Origin of the sequence: Halomonas sp. 111 (genome assembly GCF_052379685.1) — a bacterium.
Classification (GTDB): Bacteria; Pseudomonadota; Gammaproteobacteria; order Pseudomonadales; family Halomonadaceae; genus Vreelandella; species Vreelandella citrativorans.
In genome coordinates this window covers 1-4,172 of sequence record NZ_JBQSYV010000042.1, presented here as the reverse complement: position 1 = coordinate 4,172, position 4,172 = coordinate 1, and the positions used below count along the sequence as shown (strand labels likewise).

The following is a 4,172-nucleotide window of genomic DNA, read 5'->3' as shown; positions in this document are numbered from 1 at the left end:
TCTCGGCCAGGAGCGGCCTTTTAGATGACTCAGATATAGCGGTCTAACGCCGCTAGCACGCGCGGCTTTGTAGTGGAGGCGAAGCCGCAACGAAAAAGCCGTCGCTGTGACTGGCCTTGTTAGCCGAAATTGATATGATTTTTAGCAAGATCTTTATATCTTTTGTCGTTGTGAACTTTGTTGAGAATGGTTTTGTTTGCAATTAAATAATCAAGTATCTCTTGAACTCGCTCGCTACGTGCGTTGGATTTTAGAATTCCAAGAACACTGACCATGTGATCTTGGCAGTATTTATTATCAAGGTTTACTCTCACTTCATTAGAGTGCATGGTCATTAAAGTAAGTATGATGTTTTGATCACCCAAGAGATTAAAAAATTGGTCGTAAAGAGGCTTGCCAGCCGGTGAGACACCGGTATTATATGGAATCCCTTTACCGATTCGGCAAATCAGAACTGTCTTAATGATTTTTTGTGAACGCTCAACTGGAAGATCATTCTCTGTACCCAAATAAGAGAGTATTTTCCGCATGTGAGGCGGCTCATTATAGAAATTATCCCATGCATAGCGGGCGTCCAACAAATCATCAGCATGTCCATCAAGCGCTATTATACGTGAATCCAGTGACTGATACCTGTTACCACCACAGAACGCAAAAAACTCCATTCCAAGTGCGTGCTTTTCGTTATGAAGGTTGTTTTTGTAACCGTCAATTGTGACACCAAGTTTGTACTTTACGTTATCGCTACTTCTATTCCAGATATGTGGCGCAAATAAAGCAATATTCTTCCGCACCACATTGCTTGTTGCTTCAGCTGCATATATCCCAAAAACGCTATTTAGTAGGTTGTCTGTATTCTGAAGAGACAAGTCATTAAGCGGTCTTTCCATGCTCTGTATAGTCGCATTGTCTAGGACTACTTCTGATTTTTTAAGGTTTTCTATAAATGACTTGATCTGGATTGCAGAAGCAGAAGGCTTGTCATTTAGAATATCTTGAACGCATGTTTGGAGCCATCCGAGTAGTTCAAATGCATTGATTGAGTAAACATTAGGGTGAGACGCGCCAATGTCATTTCTCATCGTAAGAATATGATTAAGCTTTGTATAAACAACATCAGAAATTAATTCTAGCTTTCGACACGTGTTTATCAGCGTATTGTCTTTGAGTCCAGATAGGTCTTCTTCGGTTGAATACAATTCTCTTCGGCCGCCACCAACGGCAGCGTCAAAAAACATATCTAGACCGTACACAACCACCTTTTCACGCAAGTTTAAAACGACTTCGTTCCAAACATAGTTCAAAGAAGCGTCAAAAAGTCCTATTGCAGCACCGGCTACGAATTTCGATAAGTACCTTGCGTCCCGTTTTACTTCTGGAGGGAGAGATTCGATAAACGCTGGAAGGTTATTTTCAATGTTTTTACGCTCTGCCAACGGCGCAATTATGTTTTCAGTTGGCAATCCAAGGTGTTCAAGGTATGCCTCAAACTTGGTCGTATCAGTTGCTAGAAGACCCATTTCAGATTTAACAGTTAGATCAGTGCTCATTTATTAGTCCTTGTTTTCAGGTCTGGAGCTTGCGCGGCTAACGCCGATGCACAGCGGCGACCTTGGAGTGGCGACAAAGGAGCCACGTAAAGGACGTCCGGCAGCCATCGGCCGCGTACTGCTGCGCCTTGTTAAGCATTTATCCACTGGTTCCAAGCTAGACTAGACCAGCCACCCAATGGCTTGAGTGGTTTCAAAGGCTTAAGGGGTTTTAAAGGTTTTAATGGACGAAGTGGTTTTAAAGGCTTTAATGGTCGCAACGGCGTAAGAGGCTTTAGAGTGCCACTTGGACTAGCTCCCTCAAGCCAGGCGACAGGCTTGCCGTTACGGTCAAGTAGTGAGCCGTCATTCATTGGCCCCAGCCAGTTCAATGAGCTTGACGAAAAGCAATTACCATTACTTAAAAATGCGACCCACTCTAGGTCTAGATCAAATATATTTTCTCCATCAAACCATCCTGATAGCTGTACATTTTGATCAAAAATTGGAGTCATGCTCATTTATTTCTCCGTATGCTTAACGCCTCATTCAGCGGCTCGTCCGCTGTAATGCTTTGTTATATGTCATTATCTAAACACCCTGCAAACAGAAAACTCATAAGGTATAACTTTCCGGAAAGTTGATATCATTACCAACTGACTTTTGTGTAATTTATCGGTTGTTTTCACTTCAATAAATTTAACTTCCTTGCCTTTCACTATAATGAGATCAGGCCAACCACTTCTATATGTGTAAGGATCTTCCGAGAATTTGTTAGCCACATCAACAAATAGCTGCGTATCTATAGCGTCAAACAAAGCGATGCAGCACTCAAAAGATAGATTTGGATGTTCGCTCTGGATAAATGGTTGACTGAATATTTCTTTCAAATTTCTAAGATATTTTTTCTTTGAAGTGTTTTCAATTGAGTCAATTATTTCATCAACTTTATCTTTATGAATAGTAAGTTGAGCTTCTAGATATCGTGTGCAAGCGTCATTTCTGTCATCAAAAGTATTTAAGGCAGCTAATTTATCTAACATTAACGCTTTCAATACAGTAAAGAATGTATATCCCTCTATAAATGAACCGACATATCCAAGACTTTCATAATGATTGAGCAATGCTGGTTCTGGTCTACCTTCATAGTCTAATTGGATCTCTTCCAGTGGGAGATCTAGCTCTCTGCATTGATTTTCTAATGATGATCGTTTCATAGCCTAAAGATCCAGACTGGACATATAACGCCCAAAGCAGCGGCGTGCGTTAGCGCGTCCAGCCCGAAGGGCGATGCTGCCTTTGCTTGTTATGTGAGTCCAGATTATGACTTACCCTTTTCGTCTTTATTCTTTTGGTTCTCTGGCTGAAAGTCAGCCCACCAACCAACATGTTTGCACTCAGCACAAATTAGGTCTTGTGTGTCTTGCCCCATGATTTTTTCTTTGTGTGGTGTTTTGGTAGAACCACACTCAGGACAAACAGCTCCTGCTCGTTTCATATCAATTTCCTTCATTAATATTCCAGGTCTAATTCACATAACGCCCGCAGAACGCGCGACTTTGTAGTGAAGGCGGAGCCGCTACGGAAAAGACGTCGCTGTGCCTGCGATTGTTAGGGCCTGTCACTCACTATCCTTTGGATGCAGAGTTACCGGAACACAGTCCTTTCTAACGCCAAACCTTAGTTCGAGACTACCATCCTTGTACTCAAATGTGAGCTTGCTAAGTTGAGTACTCATGCTCATCAATCGTGACACTTGTTGGTCTATTTCTGATAACCCATGGTCAAGTAAACTGTCGATATCTTTATCTGTAGGATTGGTTATAAAGACATCAGCCTCTAAACACTCTCCATTTTTTTGCACTTGGATCACAAGTCGGAAAACTCGATCAGAGTCTCGGTTATTCTTGCGCCTCATCAATCTCTTAACCTTGTCATTAACAAGGTCTGCCGCATCTGAGCCCAGCTTCGCCAAGAATCCAGAGGCAATTCCCCCAGCCATAAATGCAGCCGTCAGTTGCAATATTGAAATAGGGTCAATTGCTTTTTTAACTGCTTTAGTTGATTGCGTTCCTAAAAGCTGGGCAATTTCTTCTATGTCTTCCAAGTCTTCTGGGGTTCGAAAAGATCGGTCTGTAACTATTGTAACCTCACCATTCTCAAGCCGCATTTCCCGCACCAACTCTCGATCTCCAGGATATTGTTCAGACTCAGAACCATCAAATAACTCAAGAGAGGCAACGACTTCATGTTCCCCATCATCTCTTTCACGAACTTTTGCAGAAGCGATTCGGCCTATTGGTGGATTCCGTGGATCGTGTTCATCCCAAATAGGAATATAGGTAGCGTTAATGCTATCTACAAGGCCATGCAGAGCGCCAATAGTGAGTTTGTCTCCCTCACTATCTAGATGAGTAGTAGCAACAATCGCTTCTCGATCAAACATGTGCCTCCCTTTTTCCTAACAGCGTATTAGACGGCGCGTTCTATTATTGAATCAACGTGCTGGCACTTTTTCCGGCAAATGAAGTCTGCCAGATTCTTCCAAGCCTGTGATTCTTTTGGCTATTAAGTTCCATTAGGCTATATATCCAAAACTCGCGCGCCTGCTGTATTTCCCGGAATGTCCGCTTTGGGTCGAGA

Annotated in this window: 5 protein-coding genes; all 5 read right to left on the bottom strand. The window is 42.5% G+C overall.

Features of this window, described 5'->3' with window-relative positions; genetic code table 11:
- Nucleotides 1-119 precede the first annotated feature (119 nt).
- Nucleotides 120-1,550: a hypothetical protein gene (locus tag ACT3T7_RS18310; protein WP_444631913.1), complete on the bottom strand. Its 1,431-nt coding sequence runs from the start codon at nt 1,548-1,550 to the stop codon at nt 120-122.
- A gap of 131 nt (nt 1,551-1,681) precedes the next feature.
- The gene (locus tag ACT3T7_RS18305) at nt 1,682-2,050 is read right to left on the bottom strand and encodes a 4-fold beta flower protein (protein WP_444631911.1); all 369 of its coding nucleotides are present in this window, start codon (nt 2,048-2,050) and stop codon (nt 1,682-1,684) included.
- Between the two features lie 66 nt (nt 2,051-2,116).
- Nucleotides 2,117-2,746, bottom strand: a complete 630-nt coding sequence (locus ACT3T7_RS18300; protein ID WP_444631910.1) for a VRR-NUC domain-containing protein — start codon at nt 2,744-2,746, stop codon at nt 2,117-2,119.
- Nucleotides 2,747-2,850: 104 nt separating this feature from the next.
- Nucleotides 2,851-3,042 (bottom strand): hypothetical protein, encoded by a 192-nt coding sequence (locus ACT3T7_RS18295; protein WP_444631908.1) that lies wholly within the window; start codon nt 3,040-3,042, stop codon nt 2,851-2,853.
- Nucleotides 3,043-3,150: 108 nt separating this feature from the next.
- Nucleotides 3,151-3,975 carry a hypothetical protein gene (locus tag ACT3T7_RS18290; RefSeq protein ID WP_444631907.1) on the bottom strand — a complete coding sequence of 275 codons (825 nt, stop codon included), beginning with the start codon at nt 3,973-3,975 and terminating at the stop codon, nt 3,151-3,153.
- Nucleotides 3,976-4,172 lie beyond the last annotated feature (197 nt).

Excerpts from the sequence above, each read along its gene's own strand:
- ACT3T7_RS18310 (WP_444631913.1), bottom strand. The coding sequence starts at position 1,550 with ATGAGCACTGATCTAACTGTTAAATCTGAAATGGGTCTTCTAGCAACT.
- ACT3T7_RS18305 (WP_444631911.1), bottom strand. The coding sequence starts at position 2,050 with ATGAGCATGACTCCAATTTTTGATCAAAATGTACAGCTATCAGGATGG.
- ACT3T7_RS18300 (WP_444631910.1), bottom strand. The coding sequence starts at position 2,746 with ATGAAACGATCATCATTAGAAAATCAATGCAGAGAGCTAGATCTCCCA.
- ACT3T7_RS18295 (WP_444631908.1), bottom strand. The coding sequence starts at position 3,042 with ATGAAGGAAATTGATATGAAACGAGCAGGAGCTGTTTGTCCTGAGTGT.
- ACT3T7_RS18290 (WP_444631907.1), bottom strand. The coding sequence starts at position 3,975 with ATGTTTGATCGAGAAGCGATTGTTGCTACTACTCATCTAGATAGTGAG.